We start from the raw sequence: 23223 nt of genomic DNA on the forward strand, positions 1-23223 counted from the left end.
GGAGGATCGGGGCTGTCCGCCCCGCTGTCGGCAGGGCCCGGTGCGAGGTCGTGCGACCTCCGCACCGGGCCTACTGGGTCAGAGGGTCGAGCAGGTGGGCGTCATCCCCGCACCGGTGCCGGTGCCCTGGTAGCCGAATTCGGTCGACTGCCCAGCCGCGACGGAACCGTTGTAGGCGACGTTGGTGAACCGGACCGTGCCGGTGTCGCCGCTGCGGTTGGCGCTCCAGACACCGGTGATGCTGGCGCCCGACGGCAGGGTCATCGTGACGGTCCACCCGTTGACCGGCGTGGCGCCGGCGGTCACCCGCACCGTGGCGACGAAGCCGCCGGCCCACTGGTTGATCGACACCGTCGCCGCACAACCACCATTCGTCGGCGGCGGCGTGGTCGGAGGCGGGGTCGTCGGGGGCGGCGTGGTCGGAGGCGGCGTCGTCGGAGGCGGCGTCGTCGGAGGCGGCGTCGTCGGAGGCGGCGTCGTCGGGGGCGGCGGCGTGGTCGGAGGCGGGGTCGTCGGGGGCGGCGTGGTCGGAGGCGGCGTCGTCGGAGGCGGCGTCGTCGGAGGCGGCGTCGTCGGAGGCGGCGTCGTCGGAGGCGGCGTCGTCGGGGGCGGCGGCGTGGTCGGAGGCGGCGTCGTCGGGCCGTCTGTCAGGACCGGGGTCGGCCAGTCCCGCCAGTCGGCCAACCGGCCGAGCGCCCTGCTGGAAATCCGCATCACACCCGGCTCGTTGCCCGTCCTCAACAGGAACTTCCGGATGTTGTTCTGGAGCGGGGTACGCCACTCGGGGCGGTTCGCGCAGTGGCTGCCGTCCTGCACGTCGGACCAGTAGGTGATGTTGTCGCCGGCCCCGAGCGCCCGGTAGACCTCCGCGCCGGCCAGGGCCGCCACGCTCGCCGACCGGGGGCCAAGGTTGGCGATGTGCGGGTTGTCCATGATGAACAACCCGCGCGGCGCGACCATGGCGACCATCTCGTGGGTGTCGACCGGGAGTCGGTTGGGGTTGCCGGTGAAGGAGCCGAACGCGTCACCCAACCACGGCTGCTCGCCGTAGGCGCTACTGAGACTCTGGGCGCCCTCCCCGGGTATGCCGCGGAAGATGGGCACGCCCGCGCTGCCCGACTCGATCGGCATGGTCAGGGCGATGCGCTGGTCGAACGCGCCGATCGCGAAGGCTCCCTTGCCGTACCGCGAGCAGCCGGTGACGCCCATCGCGTCGGGCTTGAGGAGCCCGTTGCCGGACTGCTCGATCACGTCGATGATCCGGCTCACGCCCCAACTCCAGGCGGCGAGCAGGCCGGTGCTGCTCGACGAGCCATAGATGCTGTAGAACGCGCCCTGCTTGTTGTTCCGGGGTGTGCCCTCGCGGCCGACGGCCAGCGGGTCGTAGCTGATGACGGCGGCGCCAGCGGCCTTGATGGTGGCCGTGTCCGCGCCGAACCCACCCACCACCACGACAGCCGGGAACGGGCCGGTGCCGCTCGGCAGCTCGACCCGCGCCGAGAAGCTGGAACTCCGGCCGTTGTGCGACACGTTCACATTGATTGTGGTGTTCGAGACCGTCCCCGTGACGGTGGCCGGCCGGGCCGGCTTCTCGCCGAAGACGAACTTCTCCGCCAACTCCTTGATCTCCGCCCGGCGACAGCGCCAGTCGGACCTGGTGGTGATTGTCGCTCCGTTCAGCTTCCGGAACGGATCGGGAAGCTTGGCGTTGGTGGGCAGCGAACCCAGGTCGGGCAGGCCGGAGACCGCGCAGTCGGCGCCCTCGTCCTCCACCGTCGCGGCGGCCATGACGCCGGGGGCAGCCTGCGCGACTGTCGTTCCTGCTACTACTGATGCGGATCCGACCGTGAGCGCTGCTACGGCCAGCGCGACGACGGTGGGCCGGATCCCTGAACGGCCCGAGTGGATGGTCACCAGGGCTCTCCTTCCGAGGGTGGTGGTGGGAAGGAACGAAGCGTGATCGATGATCACGAATGCCAGCCACGCCAAGTCTGCGCATGGCCATCGCTACGCGTCAATGAATTTCCGAAACTTTCGGCAGCTCATGGAGGGTTCGGCAGCCAACCAGCACGGCGCGACTCCGCGCGACCTGACCGCCGGAGGTTCGGACGCACACCAGCTCCGCAGCAGCGACAGCGCCCCGAATATCGGAAACCTTTCGAGGACCGCGCGGGACCATCTTCTCTTGGCCCGCCACGCCGCCCGGCTCAGAACGGGACCACAGCGGCCGTACCCACATGCGATCCTCTCTGCGCGAGTGGCCTCTGGCCCTCGTTTGATCATGGGGAGACCAACGTGTGTACACCTTCGCGTGCTCGCCGCCGGATCACGGCGGGGATCGCGGCATCGGCGCTCGCCTGCGCGGCAGTGGTGGGCCTCACGGCCACACCGGCCGCTGCGGCACTGTCGGCGCCGACCGCCCTCCGGACCGCGGACCAGCCCTGCGCCACCACCGCACCAGGGCCGTATTTGAACCCGGCCCGGCTCACCTGGGCCTACGCCGTGGAGCTGAAGGGCACCCTCTCCGGCGCGGACGAGGGCGCCGAGTTGCAGGCCGACTTCCAGGTCTGGGACGTCACCCACCCGGAACAACCGCAACAGTGGCTCACCACCGTCGGCCCGAACAACGACGAGGTCAACCTCCGGCTCGAGAACGATTCGCGGCAACTCGACGGCGTCACGTACGCCTGGCGGGTGCGCGTCCTCGACGGCGCCACGGCGACGTCGTGGAGCGGCACGTGCCACTTCACGCTCGACCGCACCGGCGGCCCGGCGCCGACCGTCGCGTCCCCGCAGTATCCGTCGGGAGGGATGGATTACCTCGGCGGCGCGATCGGCGTGCCCGGCGTGTTCACGCTGACCTCGGCCAGCACCGACACCGTCCGCTACGAATACCAGTTCTACGAGAGCGAGCTGAGCGAGCAGGCCCCGGCGGTCACGGTGGCCGCCGACGGGCTCGGCGGTCCGGCGACTGTCGAGTGGGCGCCCCAGATGGCGAACCACCACTCGGTTTCGGTGTACGCCATCGACCGGGCGGGCAACTACTCCGAACGGACCGTTTACGAGTTCATGGTCCGGGAGACCCGGCCGGGGATCTTCTCGTCGGCGTACCAGGAATGGCACAGCAACCTGGACTACAACATCGGCGTGCCCGGCGCGTTCGAGCTGCTCTCCAACGTGGCTGGCACGGCCTCGTTCGCCTGGCGGATCGACGGGGATGGCCCGTCGGGGACAGTGCCGGCGACGGTGGCTGCCGGCAAGACGGCGGCCACGGCGACGGCGATGATCGCGCCGACCCGGGCGGGCATGCAGACCCTGTACGTCCACGCCGTGACGCGCGACGGCACCGCGCACGCCCCACGCGCCTACAGGTTCTTCGTCGACAACGGCCCGACGCTCACCGGCGACCAGGGTGGTGTCGTCATCGGCTCGTCGCTCAACTTCCACCTCGCGCCCCGGTCGCCGCAGGTACAGGCCTACGTCTACTGGGCGGAATACGGGGGCCTCTACCCGCCACCGATCGAGAAGATCACCATCCCGGCCCGGGCCGACGGCACCGCCGACCTCACCTGGACCGCCCGTGAGTTGACGACGCGTCTCGAAGGGTTGCGCATCCAGAGCCGTAGCGCGGACGGCACCCTGTCCGAGCCGCGCTATGCCCCCATCTCGGTCGACGGTGCGGCACCAACGATGAACCGGCCCGCCGACACCGACCTGGGCAAGCCGGTCACCCTCACGGCCCGCACCCGGATGGCGAACGTCACCGAGTACGTGACGACGCTGAACGGCGACGAGACCACCAAGCAGGTCGTCCGGCCCGCCGCCGACGGCAGCGCCACCTTCACCTACACGCCGACCAAGGCTGGCTACACCTACGTCAGCGTCGTCGCCCGCAATGCCGACGGGGTGCAGACCGACGAGGGCAGCACCTCATGGTCCATGCTGGATGGCCCTCGGATCAGCTCGACCGATTTTCCGACGACCGGCAGAGGCCGGGTGATGCCGGGCACCTTCAGCATCACGCCGCGCCTGCCGGGCACGATCGCCTATGAATATGCGATCAACTTCGGGTCGTGGGCCCCGCTCGCCGCCCGGGCCGACGGCACCGCGACACTGGCGTGGACACCGCCGGACGTCGGTTGGTATTACCTGACCGTTCGCAGCGTCACGGCCAGCGGCGCCCGTTCCCTGGGCACGCAGTACAGCTTCGGGGTCGTGTCGGCGATGGTCGACTACGTGACGCCGGCCGTCGTGCCGCCGGGTGCCGTTCGGACGATCACCATCCGCGGCAACGGGCTGAACCCGAAGGACCGGGTCCACGTGACAGCCCCCGGCGGGGAGCCGCTCACCGCAACGGTGAAGACGGCCGCGTCGGACGGCACGTCCATGTCCGTCGAGGTAGATCTCAGCTCCGCGCCAGCCGGCACGGCCAGTCTGACGCTGTACGCGTACGACTCCGGCAGGCCGGAGGTCCTGACCCATGCCTTCACCATCAATCCGCCGCTGGCGATCCGCTCGGTCAACCTGCCGACGGTCACCGGAGCGGTAGAGGTCGGCGGCACCGTCACCGCGACACCGGGCGAGTGGACACCCTCGACGACGACCTACCGGTACCAGTGGTCGGCCGACGGCGTCCCGATCGAGGGTGCGACCGACGCCACGTTGCAGATCTCCCAGGCGCTGCTCTGGAAGCGACTCACCGTGACGGTGACGGCCAGCCGGGACGGCTACGCCGAAGCCTCCGCCGTCTCGGCCGCGACGACCGCGGTCGTCCGGGGCAGCGAGGAGCGACCCCCGCCACGCCCGCCGATCGTCCGCCCCGACAGCGACGAGCGACCGCCGCCGCGCCGGCCGATCGTCCCCCCGACAGCCGGCTGACCAGTCGACCGCCGAGCCGCGCGGCAGGCGGAACTACGAACGGTTCGCGTTTCGGCGTGGAGCCAGCCCACTGGGAGGGCGTGGCGGCCGTCCTCAACGACCTGACCAAAATCGTGGTCTGGCTCTGACGACGGAAATCGGTGCTGTCCGGTTGACCGCTGACATCAAACTGGGACCACGCCGGCGGTACCCGCGTGCGATCCTCTCTGCGCGGGTGGCCCCTGGCCCTCGTTTCTTCATGGGGAGACCAACGTGCGTATACCTTCGCGTGCTCGTCGCCGGATGACGGCGGTGATCGCGGCATCGGCGCTCGCCTGCGCGGCAGCGGTGGGCCTCACGGCCACTCCGGCCGCCGCGGCCCTGTCGGCGCCGACCGCCCTCCAGACCGCCGGCCAGCCCTGCGACACCACCGCGCCGGGGCCGTACCTGAGCCCGGACCGGCTCAACGACGCCCGCGCCGTGGTGCTGAAGGGAACCCTCTCCGGCGCGGAGGAGGGCGTCGAGTTGCAGGCCGACTTCCAGGTCTGGGACGTCACCCGACCCGAACAGCCGCAACAGTGGCTGACCGGCATGGCCCCGAGCAACGACGAGGTCTACATCCAGCTTGAGGACAATTCGCGGCAGCTCGACGGCGTCACGTACGCGTGGCGGGTGCGCGTCCTCGACGGCGCCACGGCGACGTCGTGGAGCGGCACGTGCTACTTCACGCTCGACCGCACCGGCGGCCCGGCGCCGACCGTCGCGTCCCCGCAGTATCCGTCGGGAGGATGGGACCACCCCAGCGGCGCGATCGGCGTGCCCGGCGTGTTCACGATGACCTCGGCCAGCGCCGACACCGTTCGCTACGAATACCAGTTCTACGAGAGCGAGCTGACCGAGCAGCCCCCGGCGGGCACGGTGGCCGCCGACGGGCTCGGCGGTCCGGCGACTGTCGAGTGGGCGCCCCTGACGGCGAGCTACCACTCGGTCTCGGTGTACGCCATCGATAGGGCCGGCAACTACTCCGACGTGGCCTACTACGAGTTCATCGTCCGGGAGACCCGGCCGTCGATCTTCTCCTCGGCGTACCCGGACTGGGGCGGCAACCTGGACTACAACATCGGCGTGCCCGGCGCGTTCGAGCTGCGCTCCAACGTCGCCGACACTGCCTCGTTCGCCTGGCGGATCGACGGGGGCGGCCCGTCGGGGACGGTGCCGGCGGCGGCCGACGGAACGGCGACGGCGATGATCGCCCCCACCAGGGCCGGCAAGCAGACCCTCTACGTCCACAGCGTCACCCGCGACGGCACGGCGCACGCCCCCCGCGCCTACCAGTTCCTTGTCGACAACGGCCCGAAGCTCACCGGCGACCTCGACCGGAGTGTCACCATCGGCTCGTCGCTCAACTTCCATCTCGCGCCCCGGTCGCCGCAGGTGCAGTCCTACGTCTACTGGGCGGAATACCTGGGCCTCTACCCGCCACCGATCGAGAAGGTCACCATCCCGGCTCAGCCGGACGGCTCCGCCGACCTCACCTGGACCGCCCGCGAGATCAGCGTCATCGGTCTGCGAATCCAGAGCCGCAGCGCGGACGGCACTCTCTCCGAGCCGCGTTGGACCTCCATCTCGGTCGACGGGGCGACGCCGACGGTGACCCGCACCGGCGGCACCGACGTGGGCACGCCGGCCACCTTCACGGCCCGCACCCGGATGGCGAACGTCACCGAGTACGTGACGACGCTGAACGGCGACGAGGCCACCAAGCAGGTCGTCAGACCGGCCGCCGACGGCAGCGCCACCTTCACCTACACGCCGACCAAGGCTGGCTACACCTACGTCACAGTCGTCGCCCGCAACGCCGACGGGGTGCAGAGCGACAGTGGCGGCACGTCCTGGTCGGTGCTGGATGGACCTCGGATCACCTCGACGGATTTCCCGACCACCGGCAAGGGCCGGCTGGCTCCGGGCACCTTCAGCTTCGCGCCACGTCTCCCGGGCACTACCGCATACGAGTATTCGATCAACTACGAGCCGTACACCACCCTCGCCGCCCGGGCCGATGGCACCGCGACACTGGCCTGGACTCCCGAGAACGTCGGTTGGTACTACCTGAGCGTCCGCAGCGTCACGGCCAGCGGCACCCGCTCCTCGGCCACGCAGTACATCTTCGAGGTCGAGTCCGCTGCGGTCACGTCGGTGGCGCCGGCCGTCGTGCCGCCGGGCGCCGTTCGGACGATCACCATCAGCGGCACCGGGCTGAACCCGAAGGACCGGGTCCAGGTGACGCCCGCCGGCGGGGAGCCGCTCACCGCAACGGTGAAGACGGTCGCGTCGGACGGCACGTCCATGACCGTCGAGGTGAATCTCAGCTCCGCGCCAGCCGGCACGGCCAGCCTGACGGTGTACGCGTACGACTCCGGCCGGCCGGAGGTGCTTGTCGAGGCGTTCACCATCAATCCGCCCCTGGCGATCCGCGCGGTCAACCCGCCAACGATCACCGGAGCGGTAGAGGTCGGCGGCACCGTCAGCGCGGCGCCGGGCACGTGGACGCCCGCCACGACGACCTACCGGTACCAGTGGTCGGCCGACGGCGTCCCGATCGAGGGTGCGACCGGCGCGACGTTGCAGATCTCCCAGGTGCTGCTCTGGAAGCGGCTCACCGTGGCGGTGACCGCCAGCCGGGACGGCTACGCCGACGCGTCCGCCGTGTCGGCCGCGACGACCGCGGTCATCGGGGGCAGTGCGGAGCGACCCCCGCCGCGCCCGCCGATCGTCCGCCCGGACAGCGATGAGCGACCTCCGCCACGCCGGCCGATCGTCCGCCCGAGCCCGGCCGTCGTCGAATCCACGCCGGCCAGCCAACCGATCGGCTGATCGGCGAGCCGCGCGGGAGGCGGGATCACGAACGGTTCAGCGTGGGGCCGGCCCACTGTCCTCGAACTCGTAGGTGGTGGTGAGACCCTCGGGCAGGTCGGGGACCAGGGCGTTGGTGCCGTCGACCACCTGGACGTAGCGCTTCCCCTGAAAGATCGAGTAGCTGCCGTCGGCGACCCGCTCGATCCGGAAGCGCTGCGTCGAGGCGGCCGCATCGCACGTCCGCCCACGTACGCTGCCCGGCGCGGCGTCGTGCACGACGGTCATGCAGACCTGGTCGGCGCTGGGCGGGGCGGCCCTGACGATCCGGAACCTGTCACCGTCGGGGCGCAACACCCACAGCGCCCGCTCGTCGCTGCCCGGGTCGGTGCTGGCCCGCACCTGGTCGCCGCCGTCGTCGATCGCCAACGCGGCCCCGCGCATGCCGGGCAGCACGATCCGGACCTGACGGCGGCCAGCGAGGATGTCCTGCGGTCCAGCCGCCGCGGTCTCGGACGGGACGACCGACGACGGGACGGGACTCGCCGGGCCGACACCCAGGTCCGGCGTCTCGCCCGGTGCGGTCAGGACGGCGACACCCGCCGTGCCGGCCAGCAGGGCCAGCCCGGCGGCGGCGACCGTCACCCGATGCCGCCGACGCCTGTCGCTGCGCTGCCGCAACGTCTGCGCGGGGGGAAGCGTGGTGACTCGCCGGACCTCGTCGACGATCGCGGTGAGCTCGTCGCGTGGATCAGCCATGGGACGTCTCCTCCTGGTGCGCATCGGTCAGCAACCCGGCCATCGCTCTCCGACCACGGGCGAGGTACGTCTTCACGGTCCCGACGGGGGCCTGCATCTCGGCTGCCACCTCGGCGACGCTGAGATCGTTCAGGTGGTGCAGGACGACGGCCCGGCGCTCGTTGGCGCTCAGCCGCTGCAACGCCTGTAGCAGGGCGACGTGGTCCTCGTTCAGCCCGGGAACGCCCTGGTCGACAGCGGCCCGGCGATGCGCGCGTACCCGGTTGAACGTCTTACGCCAACTGCTGACCGCGATCCTGGACGCGACGCGGCGGACCCACGCCTCCGGGCTGTCCGCCTCCCGTACCGTCCGCCAGCGCTGCCAGGCCCGCATGAACGCCTCGGCGACGGCATCCTCCGCCTCGGCCCGGTTGCCGGTCAGCGCGTACACGTGACCCACGACCCGGCCCGCGCAGGCCGCGTAGAAGGCGTCGAACTCCTCGGCATCACGCATCCGACCGGTGCCCTTCCCTGCCGCGTCCGCTGGTCACCGCCGCATGCAACCCGTCCGGGTGAATCGGACACCTCGGCGCGGGGCAGCTTTGTGACGACCGTCACAGCACAGTGATCAACCTAACGCCCTGGCCAGGCGTCATCGTGCCGTCCCGGGAGACGCCCGTGGCGGAGAGGACGATGTGCGACGACGGCAACGACGCGCGCTGACAGCCGGCGTACTCGCGACCGCGCTGGTGGCGGCGGGCCTGACGGCCACCCCGGCGAACGCGCGGGTGAAGCCGGGGGCCACTGTCGACGGCAGACCCGGCACCTTCACGCTGATCACCGGCGACGAGGTCACGCTGGACGCGGACGGCCACCCGACGATCAAGCGCGGGCCGGGACGGGCCGGCATGCGGTTCGTGACCAGCCGCGAGGGCGGCCACCAGTTCGTCATCCCGGTGGACGCGATGCCGCTGCTGCGCGACGGCCGCCTCGACCGTCGGCTGTTCGACCTCACAGTGCTCGGCGGGTTCGGCTACGACGACCGGGCCGCCGAGCTGCCGCTGCTTGTCGCGTACCCGGAGAACGCGGCGGCGCAGGCGAGGGCCGCGACCGTCGGGGGCGCCGCACGGGTACGGGCCGACCTGCCCGCCACCCACGCGTTGGCAGTGCGGGCGAAACCGGACGACCGGGTCACGCTCTGGGGGTCCCTCACCCGTGGGACGGCCTCCGCGCGCACCCTCGCCGCCGGGGTCACCCACATCTGGCTGGACGGGAAGCGCAAGGTCTCCCTCGACCGCAGCGTGCCGCAGATCGGCGCCCCGACGGCCTGGCAGGCCGGCTTCGACGGCACCGGCGTCACAGTGGGCGTGCTGGACACCGGAATCGACGCCAGCCACCCCGACTTCGCCGGGCACCTCACCGAGGTCCGGGACTTCACCGGGGGCAACGATCCCGGCGACGCGGTGGGCCACGGCACCCACGTGGCGTCGACGATCGTGGGCAGTGGCGCTGCCTCCGGCGGCAGGTACCGCGGTGTGGCACCGGGGGCGAAGCTGCTCGTCGGCAAGGTCTGCGCCACCACCGAATGCCAGGACTCGGACATCATCACCGGCATGCAGTGGCTCGCGCCGCAGGCGCGGGTGGTCAACCTGAGCGTCGGTGGCGACGACGCTCCCGGCCTCGACCCGCTGGAGACCGCGGTTCAGGAGCTCAGCGATCGGTACGGCACGCTCTTCGTGATCGCGGCCGGCAACGAGGGCAAACCGAAGTCGGTCTCCTCCCCGGCCTCGGCCGACGACGCCCTCGCCGTCGCCGCTGTCGACGCCGACGACCAGCGGGCCTACTTCTCCAGCCGGGGCCCGCGCATCGGCGACAACCACATCAAGCCGGAGATCAGCGCGCCTGGCGTCGACATCGTGGCCGCCGCCCCCGGCGGTGACTACGCCACCATGTCGGGCACGTCGATGGCGACTCCGCACGTGGCCGGCACCGCCGCGATCCTCGCCGGGCAGCACCCGGACTGGACCGGCCCGCAGCTCAAGGCCGCCCTGATGGACTCCGCCAAGCCGACCGGCGAGGACACCCTCTACGAGCAGGGCGCCGGCCGGGTCGACATCGCCCGCGCGGTCACCCAGCCGGTCGCCGCCGACGTCGCCGCCATCGACTTCCCGGTCCAGCGCTGGCCGCACGCCGACGACACCCCGATCACCCAGGTCGTCGGCTACCGCAACACGGGTACCGCGCCGGTCACCCTGACACTGGGCATCGCCCCGGCTCCGGCCGGCATGCTCACCGTCAGCCCGACAACGCTCGTGGTGCCGGCCGGCGGTCGCGCCGAGGCGACGATCACCGTGGACACCCGGGTGGACGCCGCGGACGGCGTCTACCAGGGCGCGCTGACCGCGACCGGTGCCGGGGACCTGCGGGTACGCACGCCGTTCGCGCTCAACCGCGAGGTCGAGAGCTACGACGTACGGCTCATCCACACCGGACGCGACGGTCGACCGGCCACCTCGTACACGACAGTGGCGGCGAGCCTGGCCACCGGCGAGTTCAGCACCCTCGACGGGGCACCGGGCGGCGGCATCCTGCGGCTGCCCAAGGGCCGGTACGCGCTCTACAGCACCATCCACGAGGGCGACGCGTCGACGCTGCTCGTCCAGCCCGTGCTGGACGTACGCGGCCCGATCACCGAGGCCGTCGACGCCCGCACCGCAAAGCCGGTCGCGCTGACGGTGCCGCAGCGGGACGCCGCACCCATCGCGATAAACGTGAGCGCGAACTGGGACGACGGCTTCCGCTACCCGGGGGTTCAGCTCAGTGGGGTGTCGTTCACTGACGTCTTCTTCGGCCGGATCGGACCCGCCGTCGCCGCGCCGGAGTTCACCGCGACGCTTGGTGTCGGGCTCGCCCGCCCCGGCGCGGACGGGACCTTCCGGAACAGCCCCTACACGTACGACCTGGCGTACGTCCGCCCCGGCGACATGTTCACCGGCCTGACCCAGAAGCTGTCGGCGAAGAACCTCGCCACGGTCAGGACGACCTACCGGAGCCAGTCCACGGCGGCGACCGCCGTCCGGTTCCACCGCGCGTCGGCACCCGGAGGGTCCGGCCCGATCGGTTCGAACACGCCGCTCGACCTGCCGTTCCACGGCACCGAGTACTACAACACCGACGGCGGCATCACCTGGACGTCCACGTTCGTCGAGGGCGACAACTCCAGCACGCAGGACTCCACGTTCCAGCCGGGCCGGACGTACACCCAGACCTGGAACGCGGCGCCCTTCGGCCCCACCGTGGCCCAGGCCCCGAGCCTGGCGCCCCTGGGGTACGCGGGCCGCGACGGCGACACCATCTCGATCGCGTCGCTGCCGTTGTTCGGCGACGCGGCCGGTCGCCCCGCGACCCGCGACGACCGGCCGGTGCGGTTCCGGCTGTCGCGCAACGGCACGGAGATCGGTAGTTCGGACAGCCCGTGGGCGGAGTTCGCAGTGCCCGCCGACAAGGCCAACTACCGGCTGGAGGCGACAATCACCCGTGCCGCCCCGGACACGCTGTCGACCTCGGTGTCGGTGGCGTGGACCTTCACCTCGGCGCACACGTCGTCACCGCAGCGGCTACCGCTGACGACGGCCCGACCGACGCCGGTGCTTGACGACACCAACACGGCCCGGACGGGCAAGGTCATGGCCATCCCGGTGGCGCTGGACCGGCAGGCGGGCTCGACGGCGGCGGCCAACCGGACGCTCGGCGTCTCCGCGTCGTTCGACGACGGCAGGACGTGGGTCGCGTTGCCGGTGCTGCGGGGCGTCGCTCTCATCGCGCACCCCCGCCGGCCCGGTTTCGTGTCGCTGCGGGTGACGGCGGCGGACACCGCCGGCAACACTGTCACCGAGACGATCCAGCGGGCCTACCGGATCGCCTGACGGGCACGCCCCGAGTGCGAGGTGGACGGTCGCTGGCGACCGCCGTCCCGCGCTCGGGGCGTCCTCGGCGCCTCAGGCGGTGAGGGCACCGTCGATGGCGATGGACGCGCCGCTGATGAAGGCGGCCTCGTCGCTGATCAGGAAAGTGGTGAGCGCGGCGACCTCGTCGGAGGTGCCGGCCCGTCCGGTCGGTTGCGCAGACAGGTAGCGCTCCGCCGTCTCCGGGGCCTGGCTGACGACGCCCTGCCAGAGCGGGGTGTCGATCAGGCCGGTGACCAGGGCGTTGACCCGCACACCGGAGCGGGCGACGTCGAGCGCCGCCGAGCGGGTCAGGCCGATGACGCCGTGCTTCGAGGCGCTGTAGGCGGCCTGCGTCGGGTCGCCCTTGACGCCGGAGACGGAGGCGTTGTTGACGATCGAGCCACCGCCGGAGGCGATGATCGCCGGGATCTCGTACTTGAGGCCGTAGAAGACACTCGTCAGGTTGAGGGCGAGCGACCGCTGCCAGTTGTCACTGTCGGTCTCGCGGACACTGGCCATCGGGCCGCCACCGGCGTTGTTGAACGCGCCGTCCAGCCGCCCGAACTCCGACACCGCGGCCTCGACGAGCCGCGCCATCTCCTCCTCGACCGTCACGTCGGTCGGCACGAACAGGGCGCTGCCGCCCGCGTTGCGGATCTGCGCGGCCACCTCCTCGCCCCGGTCCCTGTCCCGGGCGCCGATGACGACGCGCGCGCCCTCCGTGGCCGCCCGCTGCGCGAACGCCAGGCCCATGCCCTGCGTACCGCCGGTCACGACCAACACCTTCGAATCCAACCGTCCAGACATCTCGTTCCACCTTCACTCCGGTATGCCGCTGCGCGGCGGGGCTGAAGATCCACGGAGGGGCGCCGGTGATGTCGGGCCTCGCCGACCGGTCCGTGGGACTTCACGAGGCGGAACGCTAGCTTTTTCTGGAACGATCGACAAAGTAACTGCCCTCACAATGACCTGCTCCGGGTCGGACTCAAGGGTGCAGAAGACTCATCTACCGCCCGGTGGTCGTGTCGCATGGGCTGTTAGCGGAGGCACATTCTGTGGTGGGCGTTCCATAACGCGGATAGCGTGGTGCAGCGCATCCACTCGGTCGCGTACTGGATGGCCGTCGGCTTCGTGATCGCAGCGGCTCTGGTCTCGGCGGTCCTGGTGAACGCCGGCGCTCCGAAGCAGGTGCCGGTCCCGGTGGAGGGCGGCCCGAGCGGCACGCCGGTGCCAGTGCACTGACCGGTGCGGCTCCGCGCGTCGGCGCATCCGTCGGCCGGGTGTGGTGACCGAGGACACGGTGCACCGACACCTCGGAGAGGGTGGAATCAGATGTGTGAGCAGAAGAGGCACCGGCGAGTGACGTCGTGAGGTCCACCCTTTCCGACCGCGGTCCGGGTTCCCCCGGCGCTGGCAGCGCCGCCGCAGCGGACGAACCGATTCGGGCGACGACCTCTCACCGGCAGCGCTGGGCGGTCGAAACGATGGCTGTCCTGCCCGACGATCAGGTGTTGGAGATCGGGTGCGGTCGGGGAGCAGCCGTCTCCCTGGTCGCCAGCCGACTCACCACCGGCCGGATCGTCGCCATCGATCGCGCGGCGACGATGGTGCGGCTCGCCACCCACCGCAACCTGAGCCACATCAGCGCCGGCAGAGCCGAGATTCGATGTGCCGGGTTCGAGTCGGCCCACCTACCCACTGACCGCTTCACCAAGATATTCGCGGTGAACGTCAGCCTCTTCTGGTTGGGCGACGCAGCGCAACAGATCGCCCGGATGCGAAGCCTGCTGGCACCGAGCGGGCAGCTCTACGTGTTCGGCGAGCGGCCGACTGCCGCACACGCCACAGCGAACCTCACCGCGACCCGACTGCTGCTCGAATCCCACGGTTTCGCCACGACCACATCGAGCGCCACCCGTGGTCAGCGGCAGGTGCTCACCTGCGTCACCGGCACCGCTGTCGAATAGGTCGGGCTGATCGCGGTGCCCCTGGCACCGCTTGAGGTTCACACGATTCGGGCGGGCTCGGCATTCGCCGAGCCCGCCCGCTTCGCGGTCAGGCAGGTTAGCGCTGCAGGGTCAGCAGACCCGGCCGGTACGGCAGGAGGCCGTAGTCGACGCCGTCAGAGCTGGGCGAACGACCCTGGTAGAGCAACTGCAGGTTGCAGGCGTCGACCGTCATCGTCTGGTCGGCGCTGGTCCGCAGCAACTCACCGTGGCTGATGTCGTTGGTCCAGGTCGCACCACTGTTGACCTTACCCGCGAACGGGTTGCTCTGCGACGCGGCCTGCGGCGTCCACGAACCGTTCAGGCTGGTCGCCGTGAACGAGCGGAAGTACCGACCCGTCGAACCGATCGCCTCGACGATCATCAGGTACTTGTTCAGACCCTGCAGCTTGTACACCTGCGGAGCCTCGAACAGGTTGTTCGTCGTGTCACTCATGATCGTCGTGTAGCTGCTGCCGAAGCTGCCCGGGAAGTTCCCGATCGGCATGCTGGCCCGGTAGATCTTGCCGTTGTCCCCGGCGAAGAACAGGTACATGTTCGTACCGTCACCGATCACCGTCTGATCGATCGGACCCGTACCCGAACCCGTGATGCTGCCGCTGAACAACGTCTGCGGCGCCGACCACCCGTTCGGGTTGGTCGGATTGGTCGAGGTCCGGTAGGAGAACGCCGGCCCACCCCACTGGTAGGTGAGCACCCAGATGTTCTTCGGCGCGAAGTAGAACAGCGACGGCGCGACGGTTCCCGAGCTCATCCCGTTCTGGCTCGCCGAGGCCATCTGCGAGTAGTTCGTGAAGAGACCGAAGTTCATCGAACCCCAGCTCGACCCGAAGTCGTGCGTGGTGGCGTAGACCAACTGCTGGCCGTTGTAGGGCGCCACGGTGAAGTCCTTGAGCGACACCCACCCGGACTTCGGGGTCGCCAGCGAACCCGTCGACGACCAGCGGTACGTCGAGGGAAGGTCGCAGCCGCCGCCCGGCGGCGGGGACGTCGGCGGCGGCGTGGTGGGGTTGCTCCCACCGTCGACGCGGACGAGCTGCCACTGCTGGTTGGTGCCGTTCCAGTCGTCGTACTGCACGATGTTGCCGCCGTCGGCGGTCGAGGCGCCCTGCACCTCCATCACCTTGTTGCTGTTGCGGTTGATCAGCCGGACGTAGCCGCTGTCCGAGTCTGCCAACCGGAACTGCTGGTTGGTGCCGTTGTTGTCGGCCCACTGCACGATGCTCGCGCCGTTGGCGGTCGAGAAGCCGGAGACGTCAAGCACCTTGCCCGACAGCCGGGACTTCACCCGGTAGTTGCCACTTCCGGAGTCGACGAACTGCCACTGCTGCTGGTTGCCGTTGTTGCGGGTCCACTGGGTGATCCGGGCCCCGTCGTTCGTGGCCAGGTTGTACACGTCCAGGGCCTTGCCGCTGTTGCGGTTGATCAACACGTACCACGCGCTCGTGTCGACCGTCGCCGCGGCGGCGGGTGACGACACCACCGCTACGGCAGCACCGCCGACCAGCACCGCCGCCGCGCCAGCGGCGAGAATGCGGGGCAACCACCAACGCCGCCGCGACGGCGGCGCGATCGATGGAGACCTATCGAGGGCAGACATGATCCTCCTTCAATGACCAAAGCCGAACGGCCTGCCCGAGGGTGGGCGCACCGCGACACGTGTCCGGGCGTTGCGTCGGGGAAGTTAGCGCTAACAACACGCCTGCACGCCCTGGCGCACGACCGATTCGGGGGTCGACGAAGCAGGCTTCCCCGGTGAGCCATAGATGTCGTCGCCCTTAGCCATCGACTGTGAGCGATAACATGCCGTTCGTCAAGACGTAACGTGCTGGGAACATCTGGCGGTGGCGGGCCGTGACCCAGGGTCCGACCGCTCGCCACCAGTACTGCGCAGGCATCGCCCGCAGCTCGCCGGCACCGACCGCAGCGGGGGCTCTTGAGGAGCCGATTCGTTGGCGCTAACATCGACGTTTGCCCATTATTTGGGAGCAACCCCCAGCCTGGCACGTTCCGGCCGGCCGGCCTGCCGGTGGCGCGACGTCAGCCGTGCGAGAGACACCAGCGGTGCGACACCACCATCGCGCCGGGTGCCAGCCGGTGGGGGCACACCAGTTGATGCACAGCCCGAGCGGGATCGCCGCGCCGGGCCGAATCCGGCGTCTTGCCAAAACCAGCACGGTGGGCTCTGATATTTACACGAGCCTATGTGTGAGTGACCGGTTCAGGTCCTGATCGGCCTATTGTGCAGAGGTAGGAGGCATTGATGGTGCGATCGACCTTCGGCGTCGCTCGGCTGGCGCTCGCTCTGGCAGCCGCAGCAACGCTGGCGCTGATCGGCAGCCAGCCCGCCGCCGCGTCACCCACTGACACACCAACTGCCACCTGGACGCTGACGAACGTCGGGCAGCGCATCTGCATCCCGGCCGACCAGTCGTGGTTCACCTATTTCTGGATCACCATTGACGGGACCTGGTCGACACCCATCGAGGTGGGAGCACGCGATCTGCCCCCCGGCACCACCACGAGTCTCCCGCACGCGCCGATCCCCCCGGGATCCAGCGACGGCCACACGGTGCTCAATCTGGTGGCGATGACCCTGCCGCCGTTACCGTTCGGGGTTTACCAATCGGAGCTGACCGCGTCGGACGGCGTGCAGACGCAGAGTGTGCCGGTCACGATCCAGGTTCAGGAGACGTGGGGTTGCGCCTGGGGTTCGGCAACGCCAGGCAGCACCCGTTCCGCTTAGGTCACTCGAACGCCGCCCGCAGCCAGCACCCTGGGCATCGGGTCGGCCCGTCACCACGCCCGGTGGAGGACGTTCGATTCTGGCGTTGGTCGCGACGATCCCGAAAAGGTGCGGTCCGGTCCGGTTCGGGGTGCCGTCCCGGGGTAGGGCCACATGCTGACAGGGATGGTCGAGGCGAGGGGACGTCACCGGGCTGCGGATCGTCGCGGCGGCCGGGTCGCTGGCGGTGACCCTGCTGGTGCTGGTGTTGCTGAAGGCGTCCCATCCGCCGGCCGGCGCGACGACACTCATCGTGAGCCTGGGTCTGGCCGCGGAAGGAGAGCGTGATGGTGGACCGGATCGCCGACCCGTGGGGTGAGCGCACCCCGTACGGGCCGGGGCAGGAGTGGCCGGTGCGGGTGGACCGTTTCCTCGATGGTGGCCGCGACGAGGCGGACGTGGACCGGTGGGTGCAGTCGGCGTCGGTGCTGCACTCGAACGGCGACGCCATGGACATCGCGGTCGCCGACGGCAGGATCGTCGGGGTGCGTGGTCGCGCGGTGGACCGGATCAACCGGGGCCGGCTCGACCCGAAGGACCTGTACGGCTGGCAGGCCAACCACAGCGCCGACCGGCTGACCCGACCGCTGGTCCGGGACGGCGACCGCCTCGTCGAGACGGACTGGGACACCGCGATGGGCCGCATCGTGACCCGTTCCAAGGAACTGTTGGACGAGCCCGGCGGGTGGGGGCACTTCGGCTTCTACACGACCGGGCAGCTCTTCCTGGAGGAGTACTACACGCTCGGCGTGATTGGAAAGGCCGGGCTGGGCACGCCGCACATGGACGGCAACACCCGGCTGTGCACGGCGACCGCCGCGGCGGCGTTGAAGGCCAGCTTCGGCACCGACGGCCAGCCCGGGTCGTACACCGACGTGGACCACTGCGACGCGATCGCGCTGTGGGGCCACAACGTCGCCGAGACCCAGACGGTGCTGTGGATGCGGATGCTCGACCGTCGGCGCGGGCCGAACCCGCCGGCGATGCTGGCGGTGGACCCGCGCGCCACCCCGGTCGCCCGGGAGGCCGACCTGCACCTCGCGGTCCGCAACGGCACCAACATGGCGCTGCTGAACGGCCTGCTCCGCGAGATCATCCGGCGCGGCTGGTACGACCGCGACTACGTCGACGCGCACACCCTCGGCTTCGACGAACTGTGCCGGATCGTCGACGGCTACCCACCGCGGCGGGTCGCCGACATCTGCGACGTGCCGGCCGCCGACGTGGAACGCGCCGCCGAGCTGCTCGGCTCGGCACAGCGGCTGCTGTCGACCGTGTTGCAGGGCTTCTACCAGTCGAACCAGGCGACCGCCGCCGCGTGCGCGGTAAACAACCTGCACCTGATCCGGGGCATGATCGGCCGCTCCGGCGCCGGGATCTACCAGATGAACGGCCAGCCCACCGCGCAGAACAACCGGGAGGCCGGCGCCGACGGCGACCTGCCCGGCCTGCGCAACTGGGAGAACACCGCGCACGTCGAGGAACTGGCCCGGCTCTGGAACGTCGAGGTCGACACGATCCCGCACTGGGCGCCACCGACGCACGCCATGCAGATCTTCCGGTACGCGGAGCAGGGCTCGATCAAGCTGCTGTGGATCACCGCGACCAACCCGGCCGTCTCGTTGCCGGAGCTGTCCCGGATCCGGCGGATCCTGGCCAAGCCGGACCTGCTCGTGGTGGTCCAGGATCTCTTCCGCACCGAGACCGCCGAACTGGCGGACGTGGTGCTGCCCGGTGCCACGTGGGGCGAGAAGACCGGCACGTTCACCAGCGTCGACCGGACCGTGCACATCTCCGACAAGGCCGTCGACCCGCCGGGCGAGGCGAAGCCGGACCTGGACATCTTCCTCGACTACGCCCGCCGGATGGACTTCCGCGACCGCGACGGCAACCCGCTGATCCGGTGGACCGGGCCGGAGGAGGTGTTCGAGGCGTGGAAGGAGTGCACGCGGGGCCGGCCCTGCGACTACACCGGCATCAGTTACGACAAGCTGCGCGGCGGCTCCGGCATCCAGTGGCCCTGCACCCCGGAGCACCCGGACGGCACCGAGCGCCTCTACACCGACGGGACCTTCAACACCGACCCGGACTACTGCGAGACGTACGGCCACGACCTGGCCACCGGGGCGGAGTTCACCGAGCCCGAATACCGGGCCAAGGAGCCACGCGGACGGGCGTTCCTGCACATCGTCGACTACCAACCCTCGCCCGAGGTGCCCGACGACGACCACCCGATGCTGCTCACCACCGGCCGCACCGTCTACCAGTTCCACACCCGCACCAAGACCGGCCGCGCCCCCCAGCTCAACCAGGCGGCCCCGGACGTGTGGGTGGAGCTCAACCCGGCCGACGGCGAGCGGCTCGGCATCGCCGAGGGCGACCTGGTCGGCGTCACCTCGGCGCGGGGCGCCATCCAGGCCCGCGCCCGGCTCTGCGGCATCCGCCCCGGCGTGGTGTTCCTGCCCTTCCACTACGGCTACTTCGACCAGGATCCCGCCGACCGCACCCCCCGGGCGGCGAACGAGCTGACCATCACCGCCTGGGACCCGGTCTCCAAACAGCCCCTCTTCAAGGTCGCCGCCGTCGCCGTGACGAAACTCGCCGACGGGCGGGGCGAACCCTCACCGGCACCCACTGTCGGCGGCAGCGCGCCGCCGGCGGACGCCCACGTGCCGCCCACCCTCGGCGGGCCGGCCGCCGAAGCCACAAGCGGGAAGGAGTGAGCCGTGCACCTCGCGCACTATCTCGGTCTGCTGCACCGCGCGCAGATCAACCTCGCCGACGCGTTCCGCCAGGTCGCTGACGCGCACGCCGAGGAACCTGACATCCAGCACCTCTGCCAGCAGCAGGCGAAGCGTTGCGACACGTACGCCGAACAGCTGAATTCGTTCGTGGCCCGTTACTCCGAGGACGCCCCCGACGAACCCGACCGGCTGCACTCCCAACTGTTCACCGGCACCCGCACCGGCGGGATCGGCCTCCTGCGGGACCTCCAGGATCTCTACCTGATGGCCGCCGAGTGCGACATCAGCTGGACCGTCGTCGGCCAAGCCGCCTACGGCGTCCGCGACGAGGACCTGCTCGCGGTCGTGCGGCGCTGCGAAGGGCAGACGGCGATCCAGCTCAAGTGGCTGCGTACCCGGATGAAGGCCGCCGCGCCCCAGGCGCTCGTGGTCGCCGACTGACGGCCGGGGGGGTCGTCGAGTGCCATTTCGCCGGACCTGAGGTGGCGAATCGGCGTCGAGCAGCCGGCGTTGGTCCCGGCTCCGCCCATCCGGTTCCGTGCAGCGGTCCGCGATCCGCGGGCTGCCATCCCGCGCGCCCGCCCAGACCGTTCTTCTGGTCCCCCGACGACCTGCCCACCGATGGATGGGCTTCGTCAAGGGGTGGGACCGTCGGCGGGTTGGAAGAGTTCGACGAGGTTGCCCGCGGGGTCGGTGAGCAGGATCTGGCGTCCGCCGGGGCCGGCGATGACGTCGCTACGGAACGACAACCCGGCGCTGCGTAGCCGGTCGATCTCGGCCTCCAGGTCGTTGACGGTGAGGTGGATGCGATTGCGTCCAGCGGTGGCGGCGTCGTCGGGGGTGGCGCGAGCGCCGGAACTGGCAGGACCGGACACCAGTAGCCGCAGCGGGCCGCGGACGACGTCGGCGAAGGCGGGTGCGGCACTGGTGTTGAGGGTGAAGCCGAGATGGGTGGTGTAGAAGTCGACGGCTGCTTGGACGTCGTCCACGATGTAGCGGACATTGGCGTACTGTTCGGACGCTGTCACGGCTGGTCTCCTTCAGGATCGGATGGTGCTGAGGACAGGCAGCAGGTGCCTGACGCGGGTCTCGATGTCGGCAGCAGTGCGACGGAAGGCGAGGTAGCCGGCCTGATCGGTGCCGTCGGCGGCGGCGGGGTCGGGAATGCTCCAGTGCACCCGTCGGGGCTGACCCGGGAAGTCGGGACACGCCTCGCGGGCTTTGTCGCACAGACTGATGACGTAGTCGAAGCGTCGACCGGACAGAGTGTCCCAGTGCCGGGGGCGCTGGTCGGTGATATCGATGCCGAACTCCTCACGGAGCACCCGTACGGCGTCGGCGTGCAGGTGTGGCTTGGGCCGGCTACCGGCACTGATTACCTCGGCCTGGCCATCGGTGCGGTGACGCAGCAGGGCCTCGGCGATCGGTGAGCGGGCGCTGTTACCAGTACAAACGAACAGCACGCCGACGCGGGGCGGGCGCGGCAGATCACCCGGGGATCCACCTGGCGCGACGTGCGCCCGGCTCAGCGCCGGGTGCAGGGCCGCCCCGGTGTCGGCGAGTGCGTCCGCGCAGCGCTCCAGATCCAGGTGGTAGTAGGTGTCGCGGCCGTCGAAGCTGCTGCGGGAAGCGAAGACCAGCCCGCCGTCGCGCAGTAGCCGTAGGTGGTACGACACCAGGTTCTGCGGCTCGCCCGTCAGCGTCACCAACTCCCGGACCCGGTAGTCGCCGGCCGCGAGTTCGGTCAGCAGCCGCCAGCGCAGCGGATGGGCGGCCAGGCGGACAAACGGCGGAGCTTCCTGACTCGACGACGTCACTGCCACAAGTTACATCAAGCAGAAGTGATGCATCAAGCCAGTTTGATGGAGTGACGGGATCGGCGAGGCTGCGCTGGACCAGCAGAGCTTGCGGTTGGTCAGCTCGGCGAACCAGCGCTCGACGAGATCGAGCCAGAAGGGACTTCGCTGCCGGCGGGCTGACCGTGCGGGCCACCGCGGGCCTGGGGGATCGCTCGGCGGCCACGTTCCGGGATCGGCCGGGGCGGTGGTGGCGCCGTCGAGGCGCGGACGACGAGCTCGACCGGTTGGTCGGCCGCCGGTGGAACCTCGACGTCCGGCTTCTCGATGACCTGCACCAGCAGCGCGAGGCCCTGCCGCGCGACCTCGTCGAACGGCTGCCGCACGGTGGTGAGCGGGGGAGTGACGTAGGCGGCGACCGGGATGTCGTCGAACCCGACGACGCTGATGTCCTCGGGCACGCGGCGCCCGGCCTCGAGCTGCGCGCGGATGAGACCGATCGCCATGTCGTCGTTCGCGGCGAACACCGCGGTCACGGTGCCGTCGCCGGCCAGTTTCCGGCCCGCCGCGTAGCCGGACGCGGCCGACCAGTCGCCCTCGACGACCGGCGGCTCGTCCGCGCCGTGGGCTCGAAGCGCCTCGCGCCAGCCGGCGAGACGGTCCCGTGCCGAATACCACCGCTGCGGGCCGGCCAGGTGATGGACGGTCGCGTGCCCCAACTCCAGCAGGTGCTCGGTCGCGGCCCGCGCGAGCCGGCCCGCGCCGACCCTGGCGGTCACCACCTGCGGCGCGGCGAAGGTGGGCGGCGCGCCGAGGACCAGGACCGGCACGTCGACGCTGATGAGGCCGACGCCCTCGTCGATCGGCTCGGAGATGACGACGCCGTCCACGCCCTGGCCCAGCAGCGACGCCAGGGCGCTCGCGATGCCGCCCGGGTCGCCCTCGATCGTGGCGGCCACCCGCAGCGTGTAGCCCACCTCCCGGACCGCCCGCTCGATGCCCATGAGCCACGACGCCGGCCCGTACAAGGCGCTGCCGAGCGTCACCACGCCGATCGACCGGGTCCGCCCGGAGGCCAACGCCCGGGCCGCCTGGTTGCGCCGGTAGCCGAGCTCCTCGGCGGCGTCCAGGACCCGCCGGCGCACGTCGGCCGAGACATACGGCTCGTCGTTGAGGACCCTGGACACCGTCTTCTGGGAGACGCCGGCCAGCCGCGCGACGTCCACGCTGCGCGGCGTCGGAGGGCTTTCACCCGGCCTCGCCAGTCGCGTCACGGCACCTCCCATCGCCGGCCATCGTCCTCTATGATTGCGCTGTCATGTCTACGCAGTCAGACGCTCGCCATCCCCGTAACCCGCCCGTGACGCTGACAAAACACGTTCCGTGCCAACACCCTAACCCCAGTTTCGAACCGAACAGGTCAGGCCGGGCCGCCCGCCGACGTCGCCGGGGCCGGTGCTGTCCACGCCTTTGACGTGTCACGCGGCCGGGTGCCGC

The 23223-nt window shown here is 70.6% G+C and carries 17 protein-coding genes; 9 read left to right on the forward strand and 8 right to left on the reverse strand.

The genetic code is table 11. The features are described from left to right. Window positions 1–78: 78 nt before the first annotated feature. The gene (locus tag ACQPWW_RS33510) at window positions 79–1788 is read right to left on the reverse strand and encodes a glucuronyl esterase domain-containing protein (protein ID WP_433127792.1); all 1710 of its coding nucleotides are present in this window, start codon (window positions 1786–1788) and stop codon (window positions 79–81) included. Between the two features lie 507 nt (window positions 1789–2295). Here ACQPWW_RS33510 and ACQPWW_RS33515 point away from each other — a divergent pair. Beyond that, window positions 2296–4878: a hypothetical protein gene (locus tag ACQPWW_RS33515; protein WP_433127793.1), complete on the forward strand. Its 2583-nt coding sequence runs from the start codon at window positions 2296–2298 to the stop codon at window positions 4876–4878. Window positions 4879–5130: 252 nt separating this feature from the next. Further along, a complete protein-coding gene (locus ACQPWW_RS33520) occupies window positions 5131–7731 on the forward strand; it encodes a hypothetical protein (protein ID WP_433127794.1) in 2601 nt (866 codons plus the stop codon). A 36-nt stretch (window positions 7732–7767) separates the two neighbouring features. Here ACQPWW_RS33520 and ACQPWW_RS33525 read toward each other — a convergent pair whose 3' ends face one another. Both ACQPWW_RS33525 and ACQPWW_RS33530 read right to left on the reverse strand, forming a co-directional pair. After that, window positions 7768–8469, reverse strand: coding sequence for an RICIN domain-containing protein (locus tag ACQPWW_RS33525; protein ID WP_433127795.1), 702 nt, complete (start codon window positions 8467–8469; stop codon window positions 7768–7770). Further along, window positions 8462–8962 (reverse strand): sigma-70 family RNA polymerase sigma factor, encoded by a 501-nt coding sequence (locus ACQPWW_RS33530; protein WP_355033172.1) that lies wholly within the window; start codon window positions 8960–8962, stop codon window positions 8462–8464. The genes ACQPWW_RS33525 and ACQPWW_RS33530 overlap by 8 nt, the downstream gene beginning before the upstream one ends. A 181-nt stretch (window positions 8963–9143) precedes the next feature. Here ACQPWW_RS33530 and ACQPWW_RS33535 point away from each other — a divergent pair, with 181 nt between their 5' ends. Next, window positions 9144–12374, forward strand: coding sequence for a S8 family peptidase (locus tag ACQPWW_RS33535; RefSeq protein WP_433127796.1), 3231 nt, complete (start codon window positions 9144–9146; stop codon window positions 12372–12374). Window positions 12375–12446: 72 nt separating this feature from the next. Here ACQPWW_RS33535 and ACQPWW_RS33540 read toward each other — a convergent pair whose 3' ends face one another. Next, the gene (locus ACQPWW_RS33540; protein WP_433127797.1) at window positions 12447–13202 is read right to left on the reverse strand and encodes an SDR family NAD(P)-dependent oxidoreductase; all 756 of its coding nucleotides are present in this window, start codon (window positions 13200–13202) and stop codon (window positions 12447–12449) included. Window positions 13203–13478: 276 nt separating this feature from the next. Here ACQPWW_RS33540 and ACQPWW_RS33545 point away from each other — a divergent pair, with 276 nt between their 5' ends. Then, window positions 13479–13637 (forward strand): hypothetical protein, encoded by a 159-nt coding sequence (locus ACQPWW_RS33545; RefSeq protein WP_433127798.1) that lies wholly within the window; start codon window positions 13479–13481, stop codon window positions 13635–13637. Between the two features lie 242 nt (window positions 13638–13879). Next, window positions 13880–14362, forward strand: a complete 483-nt coding sequence (locus ACQPWW_RS33550; RefSeq protein WP_433127799.1) for a class I SAM-dependent methyltransferase — start codon at window positions 13880–13882, stop codon at window positions 14360–14362. 97 nt (window positions 14363–14459) lie between these two features. On the opposite strand, the gene ACQPWW_RS33555 is transcribed toward ACQPWW_RS33550, so the two are convergent. Beyond that, the gene (locus ACQPWW_RS33555) at window positions 14460–16001 is read right to left on the reverse strand and encodes a non-reducing end alpha-L-arabinofuranosidase family hydrolase (RefSeq protein WP_433127800.1); all 1542 of its coding nucleotides are present in this window, start codon (window positions 15999–16001) and stop codon (window positions 14460–14462) included. A 663-nt stretch (window positions 16002–16664) separates the two neighbouring features. Between ACQPWW_RS33555 and ACQPWW_RS33560 the strand changes: the two genes are divergently transcribed. From ACQPWW_RS33560 to ACQPWW_RS33575, 4 genes are all read left to right on the forward strand, one after another. Continuing rightward, window positions 16665–17147, forward strand: a complete 483-nt coding sequence (locus ACQPWW_RS33560; RefSeq protein ID WP_433127801.1) for a DUF5980 family protein — start codon at window positions 16665–16667, stop codon at window positions 17145–17147. Between the two features lie 244 nt (window positions 17148–17391). Then, complete coding sequence (locus ACQPWW_RS33565) at window positions 17392–17505, forward strand: HPP family protein (protein WP_433134736.1); 114 nt, start codon at window positions 17392–17394, stop codon at window positions 17503–17505. After that, window positions 17474–19909 carry a molybdopterin oxidoreductase family protein gene (locus ACQPWW_RS33570; protein ID WP_433127802.1) on the forward strand — a complete coding sequence of 812 codons (2436 nt, stop codon included), beginning with the start codon at window positions 17474–17476 and terminating at the stop codon, window positions 19907–19909. The genes ACQPWW_RS33565 and ACQPWW_RS33570 overlap by 32 nt, the downstream gene beginning before the upstream one ends. 3 nt (window positions 19910–19912) lie before the next feature. Further along, complete coding sequence (locus ACQPWW_RS33575; RefSeq protein ID WP_433127803.1) at window positions 19913–20371, forward strand: hypothetical protein; 459 nt, start codon at window positions 19913–19915, stop codon at window positions 20369–20371. A 194-nt stretch (window positions 20372–20565) separates the two neighbouring features. On the opposite strand, the gene ACQPWW_RS33580 is transcribed toward ACQPWW_RS33575, so the two are convergent. The 3 genes from ACQPWW_RS33580 to ACQPWW_RS33590 all read right to left on the reverse strand — a co-directional run bounded on the left by ACQPWW_RS33580 (window position 20566) and on the right by ACQPWW_RS33590 (window position 23000). After that, window positions 20566–20958 (reverse strand): VOC family protein, encoded by a 393-nt coding sequence (locus ACQPWW_RS33580; protein WP_433127804.1) that lies wholly within the window; start codon window positions 20956–20958, stop codon window positions 20566–20568. A 12-nt stretch (window positions 20959–20970) separates the two neighbouring features. After that, window positions 20971–21747, reverse strand: coding sequence for an ArsR family transcriptional regulator (locus ACQPWW_RS33585; RefSeq protein ID WP_433127805.1), 777 nt, complete (start codon window positions 21745–21747; stop codon window positions 20971–20973). A 98-nt stretch (window positions 21748–21845) separates the two neighbouring features. Continuing rightward, window positions 21846–23000, reverse strand: a complete 1155-nt coding sequence (locus ACQPWW_RS33590) for a LacI family DNA-binding transcriptional regulator (RefSeq protein ID WP_433127806.1) — start codon at window positions 22998–23000, stop codon at window positions 21846–21848. Window positions 23001–23223: the final 223 nt, after the last annotated feature.

Origin of the sequence: Micromonospora sp. CA-240977, from assembly GCF_050942285.1 — a bacterium.
Taxonomy (GTDB): Bacteria; Actinomycetota; Actinomycetes; order Mycobacteriales; family Micromonosporaceae; genus Micromonospora.